The sequence below is a fragment of the Phreatobacter sp. GW821-FHT04C01 genome (assembly GCF_059420385.1).
The window spans coordinates 17,113-39,276 of sequence record NZ_JBWKTP010000016.1; the positions used below are offsets into that span (position 1 = coordinate 17,113).

Here is a 22,164-nt window from a genome sequence, read left to right on the forward strand (position 1 = left end):
CGTCAACCGGTCCGGCGGGTTGGAAATTGCCGTGACGGTGCGCCTCATTGGTGACCGATCGCGCGCGGCTCACGCCACCGGCTCGGTCAGCGCCCCATTGCGAACGACGATCCTGCCGCGCTTGATGACGGTGCGGTTGGCGGGGCGCTCCACCACCGCCTCGGCCGGCCTGTCGCCCGGCACCAGCAAGAGGTCGGCGGCGCAACCGAGGCTGAGGCCATAGTTGTCGAGGCCCATGACGGCGGCCCCACCATGGCTGCAGACGTCGAGCGCGAGCTCGATCTCCTCGTCGAGCCGGAAATTGTTGCGCAGCCCGATCAGCATGGCCCGCTCCAGCATGTCGCCATTGCCATAGGGGTTCCAGCTGTCGCGAATGCCGTCCGAGCCGGCGCAGACGACGATGCCGGCTTCGACGCAGGTCTTCACCGGCGGCGCCGGGCGGCTCGCCGGGGCGGTGGTCATCACGGCGATGCGCTCGCGGGCCAGGTCGGCGATCAGACGGCGCGCCTGGTCGACATCGGGCATGCCGAGGCAGAAGGCGTGGCTCACCGTGACCTTGCCCTGCATGGCGTGGGCGCGGGTGCGCTCGATGATCAGCTCCAGCGAGAAGGCCCCCATCTCGCCGGGCTCGTGCAGGTGGATGTCGAGTGGCCGGCCATGTTTCTCGGCCAGCCCGAAAATCGCGTCGAGATGGCCCTTCGGGTCGCGGTCGATGGCGCAGGGGTCGAGGCCGCCGACCACTTCGGCGCCGAGCGCCATGGCGCGGTCGAGCAGTTCGAGCGTGCCCGGCCGGATCAGCAGGCCCGATTGCGGAAAGGCGACGATCTGGACATCGATCACGGCCTTCAGCCGCGCGCGCATCGCCATCACGCCCTCGATCCCCGCCAGGCCGACCTCGGTATCGACATCGACATGGCTACGGATATGGGTCGTGCCCATTCTCAGGCTCTGGGCGACCTGCCGCGCCGATTGCCGGTCGGGGTCGATGCCGATCTCGCGCCGGATGCGGCGTTCGTTCTCGATTTTGTCGATCAGGCGCGGCCCGGCCGAATGGCCGTGCCAGCCCATGCCCCAGAGCGTCTTGTCGAGATGGGTATGCGCCTCGACCAGTCCCGGCAGCAGCAGCGCGCCGGCCCCGTCGAGCACAGCGGCGCCCTCCGCCGTTTCGATGACGCCGATGGCGGCAATATGCCCGTCGCGGATCAGCACATCGGCCGATTGGCCGCCCGCCGGCCTGACATTCCGGATCAGCAGGTCTTGCGGCATGGGAGCCCTTTCTTCCGCCATGGCTTTGGCGTCTGGGTGTGGTCGGCGACGAAACGGTGAATGGCGGCCTGGAGATCGATGGCGCCAGGCGCGCGGCGCTGCGCGGCGAAGATAGCAGCAGGGCGTCGCGATCATAGCGTGTCCGGGCTATCATTCCGCGTCTCGGGGGGGCGCTCCCAAGGACGGTACGATGAAATTCTGGAGCATCCTGGTCTTGCTGGCCCTGGCCCTCGCGCTGGACGCGGCCGCCCTGTTCGTCCAGCACGACCTCAGGGGCTGGACGCCCGACAACCCGCGTGATCCGGCGGCGATCGTCGCGCCGACGCCGGCAGGAGGCCGCCCCTTCGCGGTCCGCGACTGCCTGCCGGGCAGCGTCAGGCCGTGGGAGCCGCCGACGGCGGAGGAATATTCCGGCTCGGCCACGCTCACGGTGCTGGCCTGCCGCAGCCGCGCGAGCGCCATGCCGGTCGCGTTCGCCTATCTCGGGCTGGTCGCCGCCGGGCTCATGCTCCTGCTCGCCGGGCGCGGGCGCGGCAGGGGCGAGGCGCCGCAGGGGGCAGGGCCGACAGCCTGAACGAAAGAGCCCGGAATGACGACGGCGCGGCCGGGACGGCGACATGGCGAGCGTGGCCGTCAATCCACCGGCAGCCGATAAACCGACACGTGCGACCGCGACTCCGCGGTGAATTCGGATCCGGCCCAGTCGGCGTGACGGCTCTCCAGCATGAAGCCGGCCAATTGCGCCATGAGATCGAGCTCGGCGGGCCAGATATAGCGGTGCGGTGAGCGGAAAAGCTCGGCCTGCCGGCCCTCGCCGAACCTGAAGTGATGCGACACGACGTGCTGGCGCAGCACGTCATAGGTGTCGAGACCGATGGCGCCGGGGGCGGATTGCCAGACCACGGCCTGCTGGGTCGGCGGCAGCCGGCGCAGGTCGGGGACCCAGAGCTCGATCACGAAGCGGCCGCCCGGAGCCAGGTGGCGCGCGGCGTTGCGGAAACAGGCGACCTGCTGTTCCTGCGTCAGCAGGTTCGAGATCGTGTTGAACACGAGATAGACCAGCGCATAGCGGCCGGGCGCGGTCGCCGCCGCCATGTCGCCGAGAATGACGGGGATCGCCGCTTCGCTGACCTTCTTGCGCAGCTCTGCGACCATGGCGGGTGACAGTTCTATTCCCGTGACCGAAATGCCGCGCTGGCTCAGCGGCACGGCGACGCGGCCGGTGCCAATGGCGAATTCAAGCGCGCGACCGTTGCCGGCAAGCTCCGCGAGCCGTTCGACCGCCGGCTCCACCACGTCGGCCGCGAACATTCCCGTGCCCGGCGTGTCATAACGCGCCGCTGTTTCAGTGTCCCAGATGTCGTCCTGGCCCATGACCGGCATTGTGCGGCGTCAACGCGAGATGGGCCAGTGCATGGGCGCAACAGTCGCCGTGTCCCGCCGGAGCATCGCGGACAAGCCCGGGAGCCGCGAGGCGGCCCCGCGTCGACGCTAGTTGTGCAGCATCCGCGGCACCTGGTCGATAAAGCCCGGGGTGAAGACCCGCTGCGCCGTTTGCGTCAGGATCTGCCGGTCGGCGGCCGAGAGCGGGGCCTGTCCGGCGACGAAGGCCGACGTCGCCAGGCGGGGCGCGGCCTGCTGCACGGCGGCCTGCAGGTCGTCGAGGCGATGGATCACCGCCATGGTCAGCGGCAGGTTGGTGCAGGCGGCGAGCAGGGCGCCGACGGCCGCGATATCGGCCTCCATCACCGGCGCATTGGCGGGTTTGCCGGCGAGGCGGGCGACGAGGCCGCGGCCGGGCGGCGTCTGCGCCAGGACGAAGCGAAAGGCCGGCGTCTTCAGGACATCGGCCATGGCGCGGCTGTAGCGGCCGCCGGGCCGGCAGCCGAGCACGACGCCGTAGAGCCGCTTGAGAAGCCGCGCGCTGTCCTCGCACTGGCTCAGGCTTTCGGCGTTTTCACATTCGACCTGGTCGCCGTCGTAACGCCCGAGCGGCTGGCAGGCGACCAGCGGATAGCGGTTGAGAAAGTGGTTGAGCTGCCAGTCCATATAGCCGAGCTGGAGCGGCGAGAAAGAATTGCGCGTGCGGCCGAGGAAGCAGCCGAAATAGCCCTCGTTGTTCAGCCGATCGGGCGTGATGGTGCGTCCCCTGACGACGACGCCGCGCGGATTGCCGCAGGCCGAGGTGCCCAGCGCCTCCCAGGCATCGCCATTGTTCAGGTCGTCGGGCGTGTCGGCAAAGTGCGATGAATCGAATGTATGGCCGAGGCCGAAGAAATGGCCGAATTCATGGGCATGGTGACCGATCGTGCCGGCGGTGTCGCCGACGAAACCTTCCGATACCGTCATGGACACGGCGGGCAGTCCGTTCCGGTCGCGCGGCAGGCCCGGAACCCGCGTGTAGCTGGTTTCCGGCTGCATCGCGATCGGCGCGATCATCCGGGCGATCTCGAATTCGGCGATGCCGCCGCTCGACCCGCCGCCGCCATAACCGGCCATGGTAACCACGGTCGCCCGGCCGTAGAGGGTGGTGGCCGCGACCAGGCTGCCACGGTTGGCGGAGGTCCAGTCCGGCCGTCCATCGGCCCTGGGCCGGGCCTCGTTGGCGATGCTGTCGCGCAGCGCCAGATAGTCGTGATCGGGGTCGAAGACGAAACGCAGGCCGAGGCCGCGATAGTGCTCGCTGAGGCGCAGCGCGAAAGACACCATGAGCGTCTTCATCTGGTCGTCCGTGGCGGCACCGTTCGAGGGCTTGCCGCCGTCGTCATTGGCATAACGCAGCAGCGCCAGCCTGACGGTGCGAACCCGGTCCTGCATGAACCAGCTGGTCTGCCGCGGCGGCGTCGCGGCGCAGGGCGCGACGGCGACCCGGTTGTTTTGCAGCAGGGGATCGAGGAAAGGATCGTCGCGGACCACCAGGCAATCGGCTGCGGCCGAGCGGGGGTGGATCCGCCCGTAGACCTGGGCGGTGCGCCAGCGCGGGTTCGGCACCGGATCGACCTTTTCATAGGTCCAGCGCTGCGCGTCGCTGCCGTCGCAGGGGCGCAACAGCACGGTGCCGGGGGTCGGCTGGGCGAGACAGCGGCTCGTGCCGCCGAGCCGGATCGCGCCGTCGCTATAGAGCCAGTCCTGCTCGACGCGGTTGTCGCAATCCGACGTGGTCACGACATTGCGGGCCGGCATGGCGCCGAGGCAGCGGCCCAGGGGGCCGGTGATCGGCAGGCCGGCCTGGCCGCCGAAATAGCTTGCCGCCGCCGGCGGACGATAGGTCGGCCAATTGGCGGCGGGGTCGGAAATGGCCCAGCGCTGGCGCGCCGGCGTCGCGTCGCGGCTATAGAGGCGCAGGTCGCCGCAGCGCGCCAGCTGCACCGGCGTGCCGGCGCGTGGCGGCGCCGCGGTGCGGTTGGGCCGGCCGTCGGTGGTCAGGCAGAACTGGCGATTGGGCCCGGCGACGGTGCCGGTGAGATGGTCGTAGATCCAGGAATCGGCCGCGTCGCTGCGCGCGCAGGGGCTGGCCAGCACCGGCAGGCCCGCCGATTCATTGACGCCCGCGCGGCTCCGCCTGATCTCCGCCGGCAAATAGGCGAGCAGCGAGCCCGGCCGCTCCGCGCCCACCGCGGCGAGAAAGGGCTCCGCCAGGGGCTGGAAGCCCGCGGGCGTCCGGCGCGACAGGCACATGGGCTCGCCCTTCACCACGATGCGGAGTTCGCGGGTGTCGGTCGTCGTCCAGGCCACCGGCGCGGCGGGGGCGCCGCTGCAATCGACCAGCACCACGGGATAGAAGGTTCCGGGCGCCATGCGCAGGGGCGGGGCGCCGTGCGGCACGTCGATGGTCGCGCCGGGGGGCGTCACGACGGGCGCCTTGTCGTCGACGCCAAGGCACAAGGCCGGCGCCGTGCGCGCCGCGGGGTTGTCGACCGTTATCCGGAAATCCGCGGCCCGCGCGGGCAGGCCCGCTGCGGCGAGGACGAAGAACACAACCAGGACACCGCGCAGGCCAATCGACGTCATCGCCATGTGCCGCCTCTTATCGAACCGTCCTATGGTCGCCCGTTACCGGCATTATTGAACGTCAACCACCTGACCAATGGCTGACAGAGGCCGACGCGGGGCGTGCCTGCTGGGACCAATTGGCGCGGCGCGCAACCGGCATGGCGGTTGCGGCCCGCCCCCCGAAATGCGATTCTGGCCAAGGCAACCGACAGGCTGGGGTCGTTGCATGCGGTTCGGCGGTATGCGGACGGAAGCGTGGCGTCGTCGGAGCGCGGGTTGCGCGGGCGGCGGCCGGCTGCTCCCGTTGCTTCTGGCCCTGGTTCTGCTCGCGCCCGCGGCGCTGGCGCAGGAGCGCCGTGTGGCCCTGGTCGCCGGCGTCGGCGGCTATCGCAACGTGCCCGTGCTGGCAAACCCGCCGAACGACGCCCGTGACATCGCCGCTACGCTCGGCCGCCTCGGCTTCGAGACGGAGACGCTGATCGATCCCGACCGGCTGGCGCTGGAAGCCGGGATCAGGCGTCTCGGCCAGCGCGCACGCGGCGCCGATGCCGCGCTCTTCTTCTTCGCCGGCCACGCCCTGGAAGCCGCCGGGCGCAACTGGCTCGTGCCGGCGCCCGCCGACATCCGCAGCGACCGCGACCTGCGCTTCGAGGCGCTCGATCTCGAGGGCGTGCTCGAACAGCTGGAGGGGACGGCCCGGCTGTCGATCCTGGTCATCGACGCGTGCCGGGACAATCCCTTCCGCCGGCGCCTGCAACCGGCGGGCCGCAATGTCCCGGCGGCGTCCGGGCTCGGCGCCACCAATGCGGCGGTCGGCACGCTGCTCGCCTTCGCCACCGCGCCAGGCACCGTGGCCGATGACGGCAGCGGCCGGAACAGTCCCTTCACCACCGCGCTGCTGCGCCTCATCGAGACGCCGGGGCTCGAGATCCGACAGCTCATGGCCGAGGTCCGGCGCGAGGTGCGGGAAAAGACGCAGGGCCGGCAGGTGCCGTGGGAGAACTCGGCCCTGGAAGGCAGCTTCTATTTCCGCGCCGCGCCGCCGCCGCCAGCACCGGCAGCTGCCGCAGCACCCGCCGCCGAGACGGTGTTCTGGGACAGCGTGCGCGCCAGCCGCAACCCGGCCGATTTCCGCGCCTATCTGGCCCGCTTTCCGGGGGGCGTCTTCGCCGCGCTCGCGCGTAACCGGCTGGCGGAGCTGGAGCGCGGCCGTCCGGCCGAGCTGCGCCAGGCCGATCCGAACAGCGCGGTTCCAAATCCGGCGACACCGGAAGGGCGGGAGGCGCTGCTGCTGCGCGTGCTGGTCCTGACGCGGCCGCTCTCCCGGGAGCGGCTCGATGTCCTGACGCAGAGCTTCCGGGCCTTCCGCAACAGCCAGCAGCATCGCGCCTTCGCCGTGGCGCCCGGACGACAGAGCTCGTTCCGTACGACCGGCCTCCCTTCGGCCGCGGTGGCCGAGGAACTGGTGCTGGAGCGCTGCCAGTTGCGCAATGGCGAGCCCTGCATCCCCTTCGCCGTCAACGACACGATCCGTGTTCCGCAATCGGGCGCCGACTGGCCGCGACGGGAAATGGAGCGGCTGCGCTACGAGGGCCCCTATCGTCCGGAGCGGATCCCCGCGCTGACGCGCGAGCGGCGCCGGGAGGCGGATGTGGTGGGGTATGGCCGGGCGCGTGAGCCGAAGGCGATGGCGATCCATCCGCATGGCCGCGTCTTCGTGGTCACAGCGGCGAGCAGCCCCTTCGCGGCGGAGACCGAGGCGCTGCGCCAATGTAACGACGACCCGACCCGCGCCGGGGTGGGCGGCACCTGCCTCCTCTATGCGGCCGGCAACCGGGTGGTGGTGACCGGCCGGCATGCCGAACCGCTGGCGCCCGACCCGGCACGCGCACCGGCATCAGCGGGCCGCCCGTGATGCGCGCGCCCGATCCCGGCCGGTGCCGTCATCGGGTGACGCGCGTCGCGGCCTCCAGGCGCGCGATCGCTTCCGCGGCGCGCTGACGGACGGCCGGGTCGTCGCCGCGCGCGGCGGCGGCGGCGGCGCGGTAGTGATGGAGCGCCGCCACGCGGTCCTGGGCGACGCCCTCGCCGGTCTCGTGGGCCTCGCCGAGAAAGAGATGCGCCCAGGGGTGATCGACGAAGGCCGCGCGCCGCCACAAGACGACCGCCGCAACGCGGTCGCGCGCCAGGCCGCCGCGCCCGTCCCACAGCATGCGGCCGAGATTGGCCAGCGCGAAGCGATCACGCAGCGCGGCGCTGCGCTGGAACCAGAGGACGGCTCCGGCATCGTCGGGCGCCGTGCCGATGCCGTCGCGCAGCATGACCGCATAGACGTTCATGCCGGTCGCGTCGCCGGCCTCGGCGGCCGTGCGGGCGAGGGCAAGCGCGCGCGGCAGGTCGCGCGCGACGCCCGCGCCCTGGCGCAGCGCCAGCGCCAGCTCCCAGCGGGCCTGGTCATTGCCGCGCGCGGCCGCGAGTTCGAGCAGCCGCACGGCGAGCGCATCGTCGCGCCGCGGGCCGCCCTGGCGGAAAGCCCGCGCGAGCGCGACCAGGTCGCCCGGCCAGCCGTTGCGGGCGCGCGTGCAGTTGCGGCGCAGCAGTCCTTCCGGAAGGGGCGCGCAATCGGGCACGACGGCGCGGGCCTCGGTGTCGTGCAGGACCTCGACATCGCGCAGGAACTGCAGCAGGTCGGCGGTCGCCTGGGCTTTGACGCGGGCGTCGCCGCCGACCGTGTAGCCGCGCTCGAGGCAGGTCTCGAGCAGGAAGGCCCGCTCGCGGCCCGGAGCCACCGGAAGCCCCGTCGCCCGGTCGAACAACCGCCGCCGGGCGTCCTGGACATAGCGCCCGGCGCAGGCGCGGCCGGTCTCGTCTTCCGCGACATAGGCCAGGCCGGCGGTGCCTTCATAGGCGTGATAGACGCCGGGATAGACCGCGATGCGTATTTCCCGGTTGCCCGCCGCGCGCATGCGCCGGGCGTAGTCGAGGCAGGGCTCGGCGGGGGTTCCGTGGTCGAGCTCCGCCAGCATGAAGAAGATCGGTGCGCCATTGGTCCGCGCATCACGCGCCGGAAGGTTGCAGCCGCCGGTGGCGATGGCGACATGGGCGGCGAAGCGGATGTCGGTCGCGCGCAACGGCGCGCGATATTGCTCCAGCGCCGTGTGCAGGGCCGCCGCGCCGCCGCGCGACATGCCGAGCACGATGATGCGGCGGGGATCGACCCAGGGTTGGGCCGCCAGCCAGCGGAAGCCGGCGACCGCATCGGCGTCCGACTGGACCTGCCAGACGCGGCCCTGGTCGTCGCCGGTCCGCCGCACGCCCCGCGGCGTGAAGCTGTCGACGACCAGCGCCGCCATGCCCTCGCGCGCCAGGGTGCGGGCATAGTGGAATTCGGTATGCGGCTGGACGCCGCCGCTGGAGTTGATGATGACCGCGGCCGGCACGCGCCCTTCGGCGGCACGCGGACGGTAGAGCTCGGCGGTGACGCGGTCCTCGCGCAGCGCGCCGCTGCTGGTCGGCCAGCGGGTGACCAGCTCCACATCGGGCGTGAGCGTCCAGGGATCGTCGGCGCCGACCGCCATGCCCGACCGGATGACGATCAACAGGAGGACGAGCGGGGCGATGAAGCGACGGCGCATGACACACCGGGCGATTGACGTGGTTGTGGAGCTTAGCTGACCTCTCGCGGTCCGGGCAATGAAGCCTGGCCCGGCCGGCCCGGCGCGGTCGCCGCCAGCCATGGCGCCGCATCGCACAGCCGCATCGCACCTCTGCCCGTGGCGCGCGGCTATGAACGCGGCTTCGTTTGTCGGCGCGCTCCGGGCCGGCTAGCTTCGTGACCCAAGACCAAACGATGGTGAGGAACGATCATGGCGGAAGAGGCTGTTGCGCGGCCGGCGGCCGGCGATGAACTGGCGTTTGACCGGACCAAGGCCGGCCAGCCGCCCTTGCAGCCCTCGATGACGCGCGATCGCGGCGTCGGGCCGTTCAAGCGGCTGGTGCTGCGCGGCGCCACCGTCATCGACGGCACCGGGGCGCCGCCGATCGGGCCGACCGATATCGTCGTCGAGGACGGCCGCATCGTCCTGATGAAAAAGGTCGGCTCGGCCAAGACCGTGATCAAGGAAGCGGCCCGGCCGCCCGGCGGCGATCACGAGATCGATTGCCACGGCAAGTTCGTCACGCCCGGCTTCGTCGACTGCCACGGCCATGCCGGCGTCGCCTATCACGCGGCCAATGGCTGGGTGCCGCCGGTCGACTATGTCTACAAGCTCTGGCTCGCCCATGGCGTCACCACGGTGCGCGAAATGGGCTCGTTCAACGGGCTGGGCTGGATGCTCGACCAGAAGCAGCGCTCCAACGACAACAGCATCGCCGCGCCGCGGCTCCTGTCCTATGTCTATTTTCCTGCCGTCAACGACATGCTGAAGACCGTGCATACGCCCGAGGAAGGGCGCGCCTGGCTGCGGGCGGCGAAGGAGCGCGGCGCCGATGGCGTCAAGTTCTTCGGGGCGCCGCCGGCGATCATGGAAGCGGCCCTCGACGAATGCCGCAAGCTTGGCCTGCGCACCGGCTGCCACCACGCCCAGACCGCGGTCACCCGCATGAACGCCCTGACCACGGCCGGCTGGGGCCTCGGCAGCGCCGAGCATTATTACGGCCTGCCGGAAGCCCTGTTCGAGGACCGGGTGGTGCAGAACTATCCGCACGACTACGACTATAACGACGAATATTTCCGCTTCTCGGTGGCCGGGCAGATGTTCCAGCAGGGCGCCAAGCCCGGCTCGGCCAAATGGAACGAAGTGCTCGACAAGTTCCTGGCGCTCGATTTCACCTTCGTGCCGACGTTTACGATCTACGACGCCAACCGCGACCTGATGCGGGCGCGCCAGGCCGACTGGCACAAGGCCTATACCTGGAAGTCGATGTGGAACTATTTCCAGCCGCAGCGCGGCGGCCACGGCTCCTACTGGTATCGCTGGTCGACCCAGAACGAGATCGAGTGGAAGGAAAACTACCGGCTCTGGATGACCTTCATCAACGAGTACAAGAACCGCGGCGGACGGGTCTGCGCCGGCTCGGATTCCGGCTTCATCTTCCAGATCTTCGGTTTCGGCTATATCCGCGAGCTGGAGCTGTTGCAGGAGGCCGGTTTCCACCCGATCGAGGTGCTGCGCGCGGCAACCTCGCAAGGGGCGGCGCTCTGCGGGCTCGCCGACGAGATCGGCACGGTTGAAGTCGGCAAGAAGGCCGACCTGCTGGTCCATGACCACAATCCGCTGACCGATTTCAAGATGCTCTACGGCACCGGCGCGATGCGGCTCAACGACGAGACGCGCAATATCGAATGGCACCGGGCGCTGCGTTTCACCATCAAGGACGGGGTGATCTACGACACGGCCGAACTGCTCGCCGATGTCCGCGCCATGGTCGACAAGAGCTGGGAGGATGACGGTCCGACACTCGCGGAGCGGCCGAAATGACTTTTGGCGCGAGCGCTCCCGCGGCGCCGGCCTTCATCGTCCTGACCGGCTTTCTCGGCAGTGGCAAGACCACGCTCCTGCGCGACTTCCTGGACCTGTCGGAAGCGGCCGACACGGCGATCATCGTCAACGAAGCCGGCGAGATCGGCCTCGACGGTGCGCTGCTCGCCGATGGCGGCGGCGAGGTCAGGATGAGCATGCTGGCCAATGGCTGCGTCTGCTGCCAGGGCGGCAGCGATCTCGCGGTTGCGGTCGAGGCGCTGCTCCGGGCGGACCGGCCGGAGGCCAAGGGGCCGCTGAAGCGCATCATTCTCGAAACCAGCGGCCTGTCCAAACCCGGCCCGGTGCTGCGCTCGCTCGCGGTGCTGGCCGAGCATCGCATGCCGGTGTCGGTCGTCTCGACCTATGATGCGCTGCGCGGCCGGGAGCTCGCTGAATTCCCCGAGGCGCTGGCGCAATGGGCCGGCGCCCAGGCGCTGGTCATGACCAAGACCGACCTGCTGTCGCCGGAGGCCCGCGGCATCGCCGCGCGCGCGGCCGGCGCGGTCAATCCGCTGGCCCGGGTGGTCGCGGGCGAACGGCGCGGCAAGGCGCTGTGGGACGCGATCGCCGCCGCCGGTCCGCGGGAGAGCGGCTTCGATCCCCCCGAGGCGGCCTTTGCCGATGCCGGCGCCCATCCGCGCATCGGCGTATTTCTGGTGAAGCTCAGCGGCGAGCCCGCCTATGAGGCGCTCGCCGCCTGGCTCGACAATCTCGCGGGCCTGCTCGGCGACCGGCTGCTGCGCCTGAAGGGTCTGGTGCTGACGTCGGAGAGCGACGTGCCCTTGCTGGTCCAGAGCGTCGGCACGCTGTTTTCCATGCCGCGGCCGTTCCGGGCGGCCAGGCCCGATCGCGGCTCGTTCATCGTGGTCATCGCCCGCGACACGACGCTCGGCGACCTGCGCGGCGTGACGCCGGATCTGCCGATGACGGTGACGACGACGGCGGCTGGTGCCTTTGGCGGGCGGAAGCAGGGGGTGGGCGCGCGCCCGGCGATGGCGGAGCGGGTGGCGGGCTGACGGATGTCTGCGCGCCGTCATGCCGTGGCGCGCCGGGGCGCGGGTCGGCGCCGGTTTGCGGAGGCCCTCCCGTCCTGCACGGGTCGGACCCGGGCACCGGGCTTGTCGGCCCGCCATGATCTCCGTCAGCCTTCGACAGGCAATCCCGCACTCCGCAATCCGTCCCTGATCCGCCCGAGATCCGACGGATCCCTGAACGGCATCCGGCCAATTCCGTCCGCGAAGGAATAGGCCGGATTGACCGCCATCAGGTCGCGCCAGACCTGCCGCGCCTCTTCCGCCTGTCCCAGGAGGCCGAGCACCGCCGCGAGGCAGGCACGGCTCATGTCGGTGTCCGGGACCAGCAGGATGCGCTCGCGCAGCAGCGCGGCGGCGGTTTCATATTTGCCGGCGACGATATGCGCCACGCCCAGGTGATGCAGATAGCCCTGGGTGAAGAGGGGGTCGAGGCGCATGGCGCGCTCGATGTCCTCGATCGCCGCCAGGGGCTTGCCCGAATACATGTTGAGCAGGCCGCGCAGCGACAGCGCCGGCGCGAAGTTCGGGTTGAGCGCGAGCGACGTCTCGACCTCGGCATTCCATCGCGCGAAATCCTTGCGATACATGGCGACCAGGGCGGCGACGCCATGTGGAAACGGGTCGATCGGATCGCGGGCAATGGCTTCCTCGACCAGCTCCAGGGCTTCAGCGAGCGCGCCGTCGGGGTCGCTGGTCCAGCGGTTGTGCCAGGCATGCGCCATGGCCATTCCCAGCGCCGCATAGGGCGCCGCATAGGCCGGATCGCGCGCGATCGCCTCGCGAAACAGGTCGCTCGCCCGCTTGAAGACATCGGCGTTCTGCGTCGCGCCGCGCTGCATGGCGCGGCCGCGCAGGAAACAGTGATAGGCATCGATATCGGCCGTTCCGGTCGATGCTATTCCGGGCCATTGGGCGGTCTCTTCCGGGCTCAGCGTGATGCTGAGCTCGCCGACGATCTTGCGCGCCACTTCCTCCTGCACGGCGAAGATGTCGGTCAGCTCCCGGTCGTAACTTTCGGCCCATAGATGGCCCCCGGTTTCGCCGTCGCTCAGCTGCGCCACGATGCGCAGCCGGTTGCCGCTGCGCCGGACGCTGCCTGCCACGACGAAACGCACGCCCAGGTCGCGGGCGACGTGGCGGACGTCGACCGAGGTTCCCTTGTAGGCAAAGCTCGAACTGCGGGCGATGACGACGAGGCCCGCGAGCTTCGACAGCATGGTGATGATCTCTTCGGCGAGCCCATCGGCGAAATATTCCTGTTCGGGGTCGCTGCTGAGGCTGGCGAGCGGAAGAACCGCCAATGACGGTTTCGCCCGGCGCGGGGGCATCTCGGCACCCTTTTCCAGCGAAGCGCCGCGGAACCGGTAGCCGATGCGCGGGATCGTGGCGATCCACTCGCCGCCATCGGGCGAGGCTCCGAGCGCCTTGCGCAGCAGCGCCATCTGCACCGAGAGATTGCTCTCCTCGACGGCGCTGCCGAGCCAGCCCGCGTCCATGAGTTCGGTCTTGGTGAGAATATCGCCGGGGCGCCGGAGCAGGGCATCCAGCAGCAGGATGCCCCGGCGGCCGAGCGCCACCGGTTCGCCCTGGCGGAGCAGCGTTCCCTTGTCGGCGTCGAGTGCGAATGGCCCAAAAACGAGAAGTCGCCTCGACATGGCAGCTGCTGACCCGGCTTCCGAAATTGTTTGGAGATTATTCGGCATCCCTTCGATACGCGAGGGGGCCTTCACGACATCTTCTCCGCCGTTGCAGCAGCGCCTGCATGGCCCCGCGGACAGCGCGGTGTTCTCACCCCACGAACGGAAGAAGGAGAAGACAATGACCTCGATATCCTCGCAAAGGGCCATCGTGCTGGTTCATGGCGGCTTCGTCGACGGGGCCGGCTGGGAGGGCGTCTACCTCAGGCTGAAGCGGGACGGCTATGACGTCAGCATCGTCCAGAACGCCACCGAGACGCTGGCCGGCGATGTCGCCGCCACCCATGCGGTGATCGCGCGACAGGACAAGCCGGTCATCCTGGTCGGCCATTCCTATGGCGGCGTGGTGGTGACCGAAGCCGGCAACCATCCCAAGGTCGCGGGCCTCGTCTATATCACCGCCTTCGCGCCCGATGCCGGCGAGTCCGTCGCCTCGCTGATCGCCAATCCGGCGCCGGGCGCTCCGGTGCCGCCGATCCTGCCGCCCCAGGATGGCTTTCTCCTGCTCGACAAGGACAGGTTCGCGGCCTCCTTCGCGGCCGATGTCGAGCCGGCCAAGGCTGCCTTCATGGCGGATTCGCAGGTGCCCTGGGGCCTGGAGGCGCTGAACGGCGCGGTCACCACGCCGGCCTGGAAAGTGAAGCCGAGCTGGTACCTGGTGGCGACCGACGACAAGATGATCCCGCCCGATGCCCAGCGCGGCATGTCGAAACGTGCCGGCTCGACCGTCGTCGAGGTCGATGGCAGCCACGCGATCTATGTGTCGCAGCCCGGCGCGGTGGCCGAACTGATCGAAGCCGCGGCCGAGACCGTCAAGGTGGGGTGAAGCCGGTCGGCTTTTCCGCGTCGCCGGAGGCCCTCCGCCTTCGGCGACGCGGCGGATGGCGGACCGGCCCCCGGTCGGGCGATCCGCTACCGGCGCCTTCCGGTCAGACGCATCCCGTCGCCGGCCAAAAGGGGCGACGTCGTCCGGGGAACGGCGGAGGATGGTCGCCGCCCTGGCGGTCGTTCGCCGGATCGGCCGGCCGGCGCTCCAGCAGGCGCACGAGGGCTGGATGCAGCCGACCGCCGCGGCGGGCGGCGATGCTGCGCAGGCCAAGCCATGTCATGGTCATTCTCCCTGGGCGCGATGCCGACCGGATGTCATGGCTCCGTCCCGCCCTATTTCGCGTCGTGGAAGATGATGCCGACGGTGTGGCGCAGGCCGGTGCGCAGCCGGCTGACGCCGTGGCGGAGATTGACCCGGTAATTGCCCTTGGAGCCCTGGACCGGCCGGTTGTGCACGGCGAAGGCGACGGCGTCGCCCTGGCGCAACGGCACCACCTCGGCCCGGCTCTGCATGCGCGGGCGCTGCTCGGTCAGGACGAATTCGCCGCCGGTGAAATCCTTGCCCGGCTCGGACAGCAGGATCGCCACCTGCAGCGGGAAGGCGAGGTCGCCATAGAGGTCCTGGTGCAGGCAGTTGAAGTCGCCGGGGACATATTGCAGCAGCAGCGGCGTCGGCCGGGTCTGGCCCTCGGCATGGCATTGGGCGAGGAAGGCCGCGTGGTCGGCCGGGTAGCGCTGGTCGATGCCCATGCGGCCGTTCCAGGCATTGGCGACGCCGGCCAGGCGTGGATAGAGCGCCGTGCGCAGGCCGCCGATCAGGTCGGGCAGGGGATATTTGAAATAGCGGTATTCGCCTTTGCCGAAGCCGTGGCGCGCCATGTGGATATGGCTGCGGAAATGGCGCTCCTCGGGATAGAGGCCGGCGATCCGCCGGCACTCCTCCGGTGTCAGCAGCTTGTCGATCACCGCGCAGCCGAAACCGCTCAGTTCCTCGGACAGGGCCTGCCAGTCGTAACGGGCGACGCGCGCCTCGGCGGCGGTGATCGCGGCGGCCGGGGCGATGGAGCTCGCATGGGCGTTCATGGGTTGGCTTCCTTGCTGATGAGGATCTGTTTGCGCGCGACGCCCCAGCGATAGCCGGACAAGGCGCCGTCGCTGCGGATGACGCGATGGCAGGGGATGGCGAGGGCTAAGGGATTGGCGGCGCAGGCGCGGGCGACCGCACGGGCGGCGCCGGGCGCGCCGATCCGGCAGGCCAGCGCCGAATAGGTCACGGTCTTGCCAACGGGAATGGCACGCAGCGCGTCCCAGACGCGGCGTTGGAAGGCCGTGCCGCGAATGTCCAGGGTAAGGCCCAGGCCCTGGCGCGGCGCGGCGATGAACCGCTGGACGCCGGACAGGTCGTCGCGCAGCCGGGTTTCGTCCGGGACCAAGGCGCTGCCGGGGAACCGGACGGCGAGGTCACGCTTCAGTTCCTCGGCGTCCGCGCCCATCAGGATGGCGCAGATCCCGACGGCGCTGCGCGCGACCAGCACCTGGCCGAGCGCGCTCTCGCCAATGGCGAAAGCGAGGGTGTCGGCGGCGGCGGTGATCCGGCCGCGCTTCCCCGGCGCTGCCGGCGGAGAGGCGATGGGGGTGTCGATGGCGTCCATTGGCTCAAGCTCCCTGATCCCTTGTCCTCCGCGACCCTAGGCAGGCGGCTCCAGGCGCGCACTCCGGTCCTTGCTGGCAAATTTCCCGCGCCGCCGGGCCGAAAAAACAACGAAGCCCGCGCGGTGACGCGCGGGCTTCGCTTGGCGACCGAAATCGCCGATGCCGGGCGATGCCCGTCTGGCTCAGGCAGCCTTCAGCAGGCCGAGCTGGGTCAGCGCGGTGACGCCGTCGTCGAGGCCGATCTCCTCGACGATCTTGCCGTTCAGCACTTTCAGCACCGTGGTGCCGGTGAAGACCATCTTCTTGCCCGTCGCGGCCGGCAGCGCGCCGGCCAGGAAGTCGCCGAAGGCCGGACCGGTATGGGTCCCGCCGCCCCGCCACTGGCCGACCACATAGTCGCCTTCGGCGATCAGATCGGCGGTCGCGCCGAACTGAAGGTCCGGGAAGGCGGCGCGGAAGTCGGTCATGAAGGCCTTGATATCGGCATGGCCGCGGCGCGGCTCGTGCAGCGAATAGTGCAGCAGCATATCCGGCGCGGCGATGGCGTCGACCACGCTCAGGTCGACCTTCTCACCCCAGAAATCGGTGAACCACCGCACGACCACGGCCTTGTTGTCATCTTCCTTGCTCATCTTGCTGTCTCCAGAGTTGATCCCGTGACATCACCGACGGGGCGTCGGCGATGCCGGGCGGATGGGTAGGCCCATCCGCCCGGGCTCGAACTCCGGTTCTTGCGCGGCAATCACATTGGTCGCGCCGGGCCGGCGGCCGACCGGCCGTCAGTGCAACGATCGATCGCCCGGCATCCGGCGGTAGTCGTTCGGTGCGACGCCGACGATCTCCTGGAAAGCCCGGTAGAAGGTCGCCAGGCTGCGGAAGCCGCAGGCAAAGCCGATCTCGGCGACACGCATTGTCGGCCGCGCGAGCAACAGGCGGCACGCCTCCTCGACGCGCATGGACTGGAGCGTCGCCATGAACGTCCGGCCGGTCGGTTCGAAGAGGGCATGGACCTGCCGTTCCGAGATGCCGAGCATCGGCCCGGCGGTCTCGGCCGAAAAGTCCATCCGATGGCAGTGGCGCCGCATGATCTGCCGCAAGGCGTGGCGATGGGCGGTGCGCAGCGCCAGCCGGCTCGGCGGCGCGCCGAGGGCGACCAGCCCGCGGGCGAGCAGGACCAATTGGCCGAGGGCGTCGATCGACTGCTGGGCCTCGGTCTCGGCGAGCGGCGTGATGCCGTCGAACAGGGCGGTGAACGAGGCGGTCATCAGGCGGGAATAGCGGCCGGCTTCGGGGTCGAAGGTGGTGACGCTGAGGCGCCGGGCAAGCCGGGCGAAGGGCTGCGCGCTATTCAGCGGAATCTTGACGGTGCGGAAGTGAAACCGCGATGCGGTCGACGGCGTGGAGGTAAAGGGCTGGTCGGAATGGCCGGCCATCAGCATGCCGCCGGTGACGAAAAACGGCTGGCCCTTGCCGGTGTCGCACCAGCCGGGTCCGGCAACCTGCTGTGAGACGAGCAGGCTGTCGCTCGGCAGGTCGGCAATGTCCGTGGTGGTCCGGCTGATCCGATAGGCCGAGGCGCTGATGGTCGCGAGCGTCGCTCCGCCAATGGTGGAGGCCCGGAAGCAGCCGGAGAAATCCGCCCGGCGTTCGCGTTCGAGCTCGATGGTCACGCCGAACAGCTTCTTGCCGCGCAGGTCGCGCCAGTGCTCGAAGCGCTCGCGCGGCGCCATCGCATCGGTGGAAAAGGCGATCATGGTTCACCTCCACCATGTCGCCGGCGCCCGTTCCGGAGCGCTGCTCGCATGCACGTTTTTCTCGTCACCCGGCGCCATCCCCGACGGTCAGATGATGGTATTATCGAGGAGACGGCAGGCTTTGCCAAGGGCGCGGCACGAAGGGTGCGGCGCAACAGCGGCGGGGCGAGCCCGCCGGCAGCAGGCAGGTCCGCTTGCTACCCGGCCTGGCCGCGCAAATGGCTCGGCGCGGTGCCGATGATGCGCTTGAACGCGCGGCTGAACGCGGCCTCCGAATCGTAGCCCAGGCGGCGCGCCACCTCGGAGATGCGGGCGCTGTCGCGCTGGATCCACTGGCGCGCCTGGTGCATGCGCACCTGGGCGACGTAGCGGGCCGGCGTCTCGCCGACGATCGACGCGAAGCGGTCGGCGAAACTCGACCGCGACGCGCCCATGATCCCGGCGAGCGCCGCCACCGTCCAGTCCCGGTCGGGGTTGAGGTGAATGGCGGCCAGCACGCGGCCGACATCGGGATTGCGCACCGCCGCGATCCAGCCGGTGGCGTCGCCGCAGCCGCCTTCGACCCAGGAGCGGATAATGGTGGCGGCGAGCACGTCGGCCATGCGCGCGGCGATGCCGGCGGCGCCGACCCGCTCCATCGCCACCTCGCAGCCCATGGCTTCCAGCAGGTGCAGGACCGCCGGTTCCCTGGCGATCAGCTCGGTGGCGCGCATGACGTCGGGCATCATGCGCAGCAGCGGGTGCAGCCCGTCGAGATTGAAATGCAGCGAGCAGCAGAACAGCACCGCGCTGGCGCCGTCGCCGCCCGACCTGAAATCGAAGATGTCGCCGCAGATCGGCGTGCAGCGCTGCTGGCCGAAAACCTCCACCGGGACGTCAGGGGCGCTCGCCAGCGCATGGGCGGCGCCACGCGGCAGCAGCACCGCGTCGCCGACGCTGAGCGCGACCCATTCGCCATCCGGCTGGCGCAGCCAGCAGCCCTGCTCGGCAACGAAGTGGAAGCGCGCGGCCTGCTGGGCGGGAAACGAAAAACCCCAGGGCGCCGAGAGCTTGCAGCGCCAGTAGTCGACGCCGTCGAGCCTCAGGCCGCGCAACATGTCATTCAGCGGGTCGCCCGAGGCGAGGCTGTCAGGTTTGGACGAACGATCATGCATTGCGGCGTTTATAGCATGGATAATCCAGGGGGCGAAGCCTAACTCAGCACCTCCTCTGGAGATGACGCATGTCCGACATTGCTTCCGCCACCCTTGATGAAACCCCGCAATTCGCGATCCGGACCGAAGACAGGCCAGCGGCCTGGGCCGCGGTGGTGTCGCTGGCGCTCGGTGTCTTCGGCCTGGTCACGGCCGAATTTCTGCCCGCGAGCCTGCTGACGCCGATCGCCAGCGACCTCGGCATTTCCGACGGCACGGCCGGGCAAACCGTCACCGCGACGGCCCTGGTCGCGGCGGTGGCAGGCCCCGCCATCGTCATCGGCACCGGCGGCGTCGACCGGCGCATGGTCGTCTGGGGCCTGACGCTGCTCCTGGTGCTCTCCAACCTCCTGGCCGCCTTCGCACCGCATGTCGCGGTGCTGCTGGTGGCCCGCGTCGGGCTCGGCATCGCGCTCGGCGGCTTCTGGTCGCTGGCCGCCGCGCTGGCGCTGCGCCTCGTGCCGCCGGCGCTCATGCCCCGGGCCATGTCGATCATCTTCACCGGCGTTTCGGCGGCCACCGTCTGCGCCGCGCCGCTCGGCGCCTTTCTCGGCGATCTCTGGGGCTGGCGCGCGACCTTCATGGTGGCCGGCGTCATCGGCCTCGTGGCGCTTGCCGTGCAAGTGGCGACCATGCCGAAGCTGCCGCCGATGGGCGCCCAGAGCCTGTCGACCTTCCTGGTGCTGCTGCGCCGCCCGAATATCCGGATCGGCCTGATCATCGTGCTGCTGGTCATATCGGGCCATTTCGCCGGCTTCACCTATGTCCGGCCGTTCCTCGAGCAGGTGCCTAAGCTGAATGTCGAGATGATCTCGCTGGTGCTGCTCGCCTTCGGCATCGGCGGCTTCTTCGGCAATCTCGTCGGCGGCTTCATCGCCGAGCGCAGCGCCAAATGGGCGGTGGGCCTGGCGGCGCTGCTGCTCGCCGCCATGGCTTTCGCGATGCTCACCTACGGCGCGCTGGTGCCGGTATCGCTGGTCGCGACCGGCCTGTGGGGTTTCGCCTTTGGTGGCCTGCCGGTCGGCATCCAGACCTGGACCACGCAATCGGCGCCCGACCATGCCGAAAGCGCCGGCGCCTTGCTGGTCTCCACCTTCCAGATCGCCATCGCTTCGGGCGCCATTCTCGGCGGCCTGCTGGTCGACGGTTTCGGAGCGCCGGGCGCGATTGCCTATAGCGCGGTCGCCGTGCTGATCGGCGCGGTGGTGATGCTGGTGTTCGCCCGGAGCAATCAGGCGCGGGCGGGGTGAGGGGAGGGGGGATCTTGGGTGAGCCTGAATACGCAGGCTTCTAGGGCGCGCACGAGAACCACCACCTTCACCTCTCCCCGGCGGGGAGAGGTCGGCCTGAGGAACGAAGGCCGGGAGAGGGGGCGAGGCGCATGACGAAAAGCCTCCGGGCGAGCGCGCAAAACCTTGTTCGGAAAGGTCTATTCCCCCTCTCCCGGCGCTGGCGCGCCGACCTCTCCCCGCCGGGGAGAGGTGAGGGCGGTGGTTCCGGCGCGAGCCTCGAAGGGCTGCCAACCGCTACGCAGCGCCATTCGTCCTCAAGCACGCTCGCAGCTCAACTCCTCAGCCCCGGCGCCTCATGCCCGGTGCGGGCGACATATTCGGTATAGCCGCCGCCATATTGGTGGATGCCCTCAGGCGTCAGCTCTAGCACCCGGTTGGACAGCGCGGCCAGGAAGTGCCGGTCGTGCGAGACGAACAGCATGGTGCCCTCATATTGCGCCAGCGCGGTGATGAGCATCTGCTTGGTCGCCATATCGAGGTGGTTGGTCGGCTCGTCCAGCACCAGGAAATTCGGCGGGTCGTAGAGCATCCGGGCCATGACCAGCCGGGCCTTCTCGCCACCCGACAGCACCCGGCAGCGCTTCTCGACATCGTCGCCGGAAAAGCCGAAGCAGCCGGCGAGCGCCCGGAGCGAGCCCTGGCCGGCCTGCGGGAACCAGCCCTCCAGCGCCTCGAACACGGTCGCCTCGCCGTCGAGCAGGTCCATGGCGTGCTGGGCGAAATAGCCCATCTTGACGCTGCCGCCGACGGTGACCGAGCCGGTATCGGGCTCGGCGGTGCCGGCCACCAGCTTCAGGAGCGTCGACTTGCCGGCGCCGTTGATGCCCATCACGCACCAGCGCTCGCGGCGGCGCACCTGGAAGTCCAGCCCCTGGTAGATCGGCCTGTCACCATAACCCTTGTGAACGTTCTTCATGCTGACCACGTCCTCGCCGGAGCGCGGGGCGGGGAGGAAGTCGAAGACCACGGTCTGGCGGCGGCGCGGCGGCTCGACCCGGTCGATCTTTTCCAGCTTCTTCACCCGGCTCTGCACCTGGGCGGCGTGCGAGGCCCGCGCCTTGAAGCGCTCGATGAACTTGATCTCCTTGGCGAGCATGGCCTGCTGGCGCTCGAACTGGGCCTGCTGCTGCCGGGCGTTCAGCGCCGTCTGCTGCTCGTAGAATTCGTAATCGCCGGAAAAGGCGGTGAGCGATCCGCCGTCGATCTCGACCACCTTGGTGACGATGCGGTTCATGAACTCGCGGTCATGCGAGGTCATCATCAGCGCGCCTTCGTAGCCTTTCAGGAACTGTTCCAGCCAGATCAGGCTTTCCAGGTCGAGATGGTTGCTCGGTTCGTCGAGCAGCATCACGTCGGGGCGCATCAGCAGGATGCGGGCGAGCGCCACGCGCATCTTCCAGCCGCCCGAGAGCGCGCCGACATCGCCGTCCATCATCGCCTCGGTAAAGCTCAGGCCGGCCAGCACCTCGCGCGCCTGGCCTTCCAGGGCATAACCGCCGAGCTCCTCGAAGCGGCCCTGCACCTCGCCGTAGCGGGTGATGATCTCGTCCATGGCGTCGGCCTGGTCGGGATCGGCCATGGCCGCTTCCAGCGCCTTCAACTCGGCGGCGACCGTGCTCACCGGGCCGGTGCCGTCCATCACCTCGGAGACCGCGCTGCGCCCCGCCATCTCGCCGACATCCTGGCTGAAATAGCCGATGGTGACGCCCCGATCGACCGCCACCTGGCCTTCATCGGGCAGTTCCTGGCCGGTGATCATGCGGAACAGGGTGGTCTTGCCGGCGCCGTTGGGTCCGACGAGGCCGACCTTCTCGCCCCTCTGGAGTGCGGCGGAAGCCTCGATGAACAGGAGCTGGTGGCCGTTCTGCTTGGAAATGTTTTCGATACGAATCATGGCAGCCGAATCTTGATGCGCGAATCCCGGGAGGCCCA

General features: G+C 69.8%; 17 protein-coding genes. 6 read left to right on the forward strand and 11 right to left on the reverse strand.

What is annotated here, in order from left to right:
- Positions 1-69 precede the first annotated feature (69 nt).
- On the reverse strand, positions 70-1,266 hold the full coding sequence (locus AC07WJ_RS35095) for an amidohydrolase family protein (RefSeq protein ID WP_494939379.1): 1,197 nt from the start codon (positions 1,264-1,266) through the stop codon (positions 70-72).
- A gap of 190 nt (positions 1,267-1,456) precedes the next feature.
- Between AC07WJ_RS35095 and AC07WJ_RS35100 the strand changes: the two genes are divergently transcribed.
- Positions 1,457-1,840, forward strand: a complete 384-nt coding sequence (locus tag AC07WJ_RS35100) for a hypothetical protein (RefSeq protein WP_494939380.1) — start codon at positions 1,457-1,459, stop codon at positions 1,838-1,840.
- Between the two features lie 59 nt (positions 1,841-1,899).
- Here the strand turns inward: AC07WJ_RS35100 and AC07WJ_RS35105 are convergent, their stop codons facing one another.
- Both AC07WJ_RS35105 and AC07WJ_RS35110 read right to left on the reverse strand, forming a co-directional pair.
- Positions 1,900-2,640: a class I SAM-dependent DNA methyltransferase gene (locus AC07WJ_RS35105; protein WP_494939381.1), complete on the reverse strand. Its 741-nt coding sequence runs from the start codon at positions 2,638-2,640 to the stop codon at positions 1,900-1,902.
- Between the two features lie 117 nt (positions 2,641-2,757).
- A complete protein-coding gene (locus AC07WJ_RS35110) occupies positions 2,758-5,283 on the reverse strand; it encodes a ricin-type beta-trefoil lectin domain protein (protein ID WP_494939382.1) in 2,526 nt (841 codons plus the stop codon).
- 280 nt (positions 5,284-5,563) lie between these two features.
- Between AC07WJ_RS35110 and AC07WJ_RS35115 the strand changes: the two genes are divergently transcribed.
- Positions 5,564-7,174, forward strand: coding sequence for a caspase family protein (locus AC07WJ_RS35115; protein WP_494939383.1), 1,611 nt, complete (start codon positions 5,564-5,566; stop codon positions 7,172-7,174).
- Between the two features lie 28 nt (positions 7,175-7,202).
- Here the strand turns inward: AC07WJ_RS35115 and AC07WJ_RS35120 are convergent, their stop codons facing one another.
- Entirely contained in the window at positions 7,203-8,894 is a 1,692-nt protein-coding gene (locus tag AC07WJ_RS35120; protein ID WP_494939384.1) for a dienelactone hydrolase family protein, read from the reverse strand.
- Positions 8,895-9,125: 231 nt separating this feature from the next.
- Here AC07WJ_RS35120 and AC07WJ_RS35125 point away from each other — a divergent pair, with 231 nt between their 5' ends.
- Positions 9,126-10,739, forward strand: coding sequence for an amidohydrolase family protein (locus AC07WJ_RS35125; RefSeq protein ID WP_494939385.1), 1,614 nt, complete (start codon positions 9,126-9,128; stop codon positions 10,737-10,739).
- The gene (locus tag AC07WJ_RS35130; RefSeq protein WP_494939386.1) at positions 10,736-11,797 is read left to right on the forward strand and encodes a CobW family GTP-binding protein; all 1,062 of its coding nucleotides are present in this window, start codon (positions 10,736-10,738) and stop codon (positions 11,795-11,797) included. The genes AC07WJ_RS35125 and AC07WJ_RS35130 overlap by 4 nt, the downstream gene beginning before the upstream one ends.
- Positions 11,798-11,922: 125 nt before the next feature.
- On the opposite strand, the gene AC07WJ_RS35135 is transcribed toward AC07WJ_RS35130, so the two are convergent.
- On the reverse strand, positions 11,923-13,470 hold the full coding sequence (locus tag AC07WJ_RS35135; RefSeq protein ID WP_494939387.1) for a winged helix-turn-helix domain-containing tetratricopeptide repeat protein: 1,548 nt from the start codon (positions 13,468-13,470) through the stop codon (positions 11,923-11,925).
- A 163-nt stretch (positions 13,471-13,633) separates the two neighbouring features.
- Here AC07WJ_RS35135 and AC07WJ_RS35140 point away from each other — a divergent pair, with 163 nt between their 5' ends.
- On the forward strand, positions 13,634-14,338 hold the full coding sequence (locus AC07WJ_RS35140; RefSeq protein ID WP_494939388.1) for an alpha/beta fold hydrolase: 705 nt from the start codon (positions 13,634-13,636) through the stop codon (positions 14,336-14,338).
- A gap of 335 nt (positions 14,339-14,673) precedes the next feature.
- Here the strand turns inward: AC07WJ_RS35140 and AC07WJ_RS35145 are convergent, their stop codons facing one another.
- The 5 genes from AC07WJ_RS35145 to AC07WJ_RS35165 all read right to left on the reverse strand — a co-directional run bounded on the left by AC07WJ_RS35145 (position 14,674) and on the right by AC07WJ_RS35165 (position 18,901).
- Entirely contained in the window at positions 14,674-15,423 is a 750-nt protein-coding gene (locus AC07WJ_RS35145) for a 2OG-Fe(II) oxygenase (RefSeq protein ID WP_494939389.1), read from the reverse strand.
- Entirely contained in the window at positions 15,420-15,992 is a 573-nt protein-coding gene (locus AC07WJ_RS35150) for a methylated-DNA--[protein]-cysteine S-methyltransferase (protein ID WP_494939390.1), read from the reverse strand. Before AC07WJ_RS35150 ends, AC07WJ_RS35145 begins: the two co-directional genes overlap by 4 nt.
- Positions 15,993-16,175: 183 nt before the next feature.
- Positions 16,176-16,625 (reverse strand): ester cyclase, encoded by a 450-nt coding sequence (locus AC07WJ_RS35155; RefSeq protein WP_494939391.1) that lies wholly within the window; start codon positions 16,623-16,625, stop codon positions 16,176-16,178.
- 147 nt (positions 16,626-16,772) lie between these two features.
- Positions 16,773-17,747, reverse strand: a complete 975-nt coding sequence (locus AC07WJ_RS35160; protein WP_494939392.1) for an AraC family transcriptional regulator — start codon at positions 17,745-17,747, stop codon at positions 16,773-16,775.
- A gap of 197 nt (positions 17,748-17,944) precedes the next feature.
- Positions 17,945-18,901, reverse strand: a complete 957-nt coding sequence (locus AC07WJ_RS35165; protein WP_494939393.1) for an AraC family transcriptional regulator — start codon at positions 18,899-18,901, stop codon at positions 17,945-17,947.
- Between the two features lie 68 nt (positions 18,902-18,969).
- On the opposite strand from AC07WJ_RS35165, the gene AC07WJ_RS35170 reads away from it, so the two are divergent.
- The gene (locus tag AC07WJ_RS35170; RefSeq protein WP_494939394.1) at positions 18,970-20,190 is read left to right on the forward strand and encodes an MFS transporter; all 1,221 of its coding nucleotides are present in this window, start codon (positions 18,970-18,972) and stop codon (positions 20,188-20,190) included.
- A gap of 313 nt (positions 20,191-20,503) precedes the next feature.
- On the opposite strand, the gene AC07WJ_RS35175 is transcribed toward AC07WJ_RS35170, so the two are convergent.
- On the reverse strand, positions 20,504-22,126 hold the full coding sequence (locus tag AC07WJ_RS35175) for an ABC-F family ATP-binding cassette domain-containing protein (protein WP_494939395.1): 1,623 nt from the start codon (positions 22,124-22,126) through the stop codon (positions 20,504-20,506).
- Positions 22,127-22,164: the final 38 nt, after the last annotated feature.